This is a genomic window from Novosphingobium sp. PASSN1, from assembly GCF_002278815.1.
The window spans coordinates 1-1,955 of the sequence record NZ_NKIS01000038.1 but is presented as its reverse complement, the minus strand read 5'-3'; the positions used below and the strand labels follow the sequence as shown (position 1 = coordinate 1,955).

Annotated in this window: 2 protein-coding genes; one reads left to right on the top strand and one right to left on the bottom strand. The window is 67.0% G+C overall.

The window, feature by feature from the left end:
- Positions 1-91 precede the first annotated feature (91 nt).
- The gene (locus CFE35_RS22470) at positions 92-454 is read right to left on the bottom strand and encodes a DUF1761 domain-containing protein (RefSeq protein ID WP_292934100.1); all 363 of its coding nucleotides are present in this window, start codon (positions 452-454) and stop codon (positions 92-94) included.
- A 109-nt stretch (positions 455-563) separates the two neighbouring features.
- On the opposite strand from CFE35_RS22470, the gene rimO reads away from it, so the two are divergent.
- Positions 564-1,952 (top strand): 30S ribosomal protein S12 methylthiotransferase RimO, encoded by a 1,389-nt coding sequence (rimO, locus tag CFE35_RS22465; protein WP_292934098.1) that lies wholly within the window; start codon positions 564-566, stop codon positions 1,950-1,952.
- Positions 1,953-1,955: the final 3 nt, after the last annotated feature.

Genomic DNA, 1,955 nt, shown 5'->3' with positions numbered 1-1,955 from the left:
ATCGGCAAGAGCGGTGAGGCCAAGCGCCCCGGCCTGCATTTTGAACTGCGCAAGGGCACTGCCCCGCGCAATCCGGCGCTCTATCTGCCGATCAGGCTTTGAACAGCCAGAACACCGTGCCCATCACCAGATAGCTCACGATCCAGAACGCCGCCCCGCGCAGCACCTTCACCGCCGAAGCTCCGCCGCGCGCCTCGCCCATCGCCAGCGCGGGCGCCACGAACGCCAGCGCCAGCCCGCCCGACATCATGAAATAGAGCCACGGCTTCACCGCCAGAGTCGCCGCACCGACGCGGGCGAACATGTGCCCCATCATCGCCGATGTGAGCAGCAGGAGCGCGCCTGCCAACACCAGCTGACGGGCCGTGCGCGCCGCCGCGCCCTGCACGCCCGCTCCAAACGCCAGCGCCGCCAGGGCCGCCGCCACCACCGCCAACCAGTTCACCGGACCCATCACACACTCCCTAGCCGCAACCCTGCGGAACTAGGCCCCCGTTGCCCTCAAGGCAAACCGCCACAAGGTGCCGTGACGCGCGGGCAATTATCGCGTAAGCGCCCCGCCCATGGCAACGACACCCATCATCCTTCCGGACGCTCCCAAAGTCGGCATGGTCAGCCTTGGCTGCCCCAAGGCGCTGGTCGATAGCGAACGCATCCTCACCCGCCTGCGCGCCGATGGCTATGCCATGAGCGCGGACTATGCGGGCGCAGACGTCGTCCTCGTCAACACGTGCGGCTTTCTCGATTCCGCCAAGGAAGAAAGCCTCGCCGCCATCGGTGAAGCCATCGCCGAAAACGGCCGCGTGATCGTGACCGGGTGCATGGGCAATGAAGCGGACGCGATCCGCGCGAAGTTCCCCAGCGTCCTCGCCGTGACGGGCGCGCATCAATATGAAGCCGTGGTCGAAGCCGTCCACGAAGCCGCGCCGCCCTCGATCAGCCCCTATGTGGACCTCATCCCGCAGGCCGATCCGGGCGACGTGAAGCTCACCCCGCGGCACTACAGCTACCTCAAGATTTCCGAAGGCTGCAACCACGCCTGTTCGTTCTGCATCATCCCCGATCTGCGCGGCAAACTCGCCAGCCGCCGCATCGATGCGGTGCTGCGCGAGGCCGAAAAGCTGGTCGCGGCGGGCACGCGCGAACTCCTCGTCATCAGCCAGGACACCTCGGCCTACGGCGTGGATGTGCGCCACGAAACGCGGCAGTGGAAAGGCCGCGAGGTCCGCACTCACATGACCGACCTCGCCCGCGAACTCGGCCAGCTGCGCACGCCCGATGGAGAGACGCCGTGGGTGCGGCTGCACTACGTCTACCCCTACCCCCACGTCGATGCCGTCATCCCGCTGATGGCCGAAGGGCTGCTCACGCCCTACCTCGATATCCCGTTCCAGCACGCCAGCCCCAGCGTCCTCAAGCGCATGAAGCGCCCCGCCAACGAGGCCAAAGTGCTCGAACGCCTGAAAGCATGGCGCGAAGTGTGCCCGGACATCGCGGTGCGCTCCAGCTTCGTCGTCGGCTTCCCCGGTGAGACCGAGGCCGATTTCCAGTACCTCCTCGACTGGCTCGATGAAGCCCAGCTCGACCGCGTCGGCGCGTTCCGCTTCGAACCCGTTGCGGGCGCGGCGGCCAACGACCTGCCCGATCCGGTGCCCGAAGCGATCAAGGAAGAACGCTACGCCCGGATCATGGCGAAAACCGAAGCCATCAGCGCCGCCAAACTCGCCGCCAAAGTCGGCCGCACCGTCCGCGTCATCATCGACGAAGTGGGCGAACCCGACCAAGACGGCGATGTGGGTGCCACCGCCCGCAGCCAGGCCGACGCCCCCGAAATCGACGGTGCCGTCTACTTGCGCAACGTGCCCGAGGGCCTGAAGGCCGGAGACTTCGCCGAAGTGCTGGTGGAAGACGCCGACGCGCATGACCTGTTCGGGGTCATCACAAAGGCCTGAGCC

Coding starts and splice junctions, on each gene's coding strand:
- CFE35_RS22470 (WP_292934100.1), bottom strand. CDS start 454: ATGGGTCCGGTGAACTGGTTGGCGGTGGTGGCGGCGGCCCTGGCGGCG.
- rimO (WP_292934098.1), top strand. CDS start 564: ATGGCAACGACACCCATCATCCTTCCGGACGCTCCCAAAGTCGGCATG.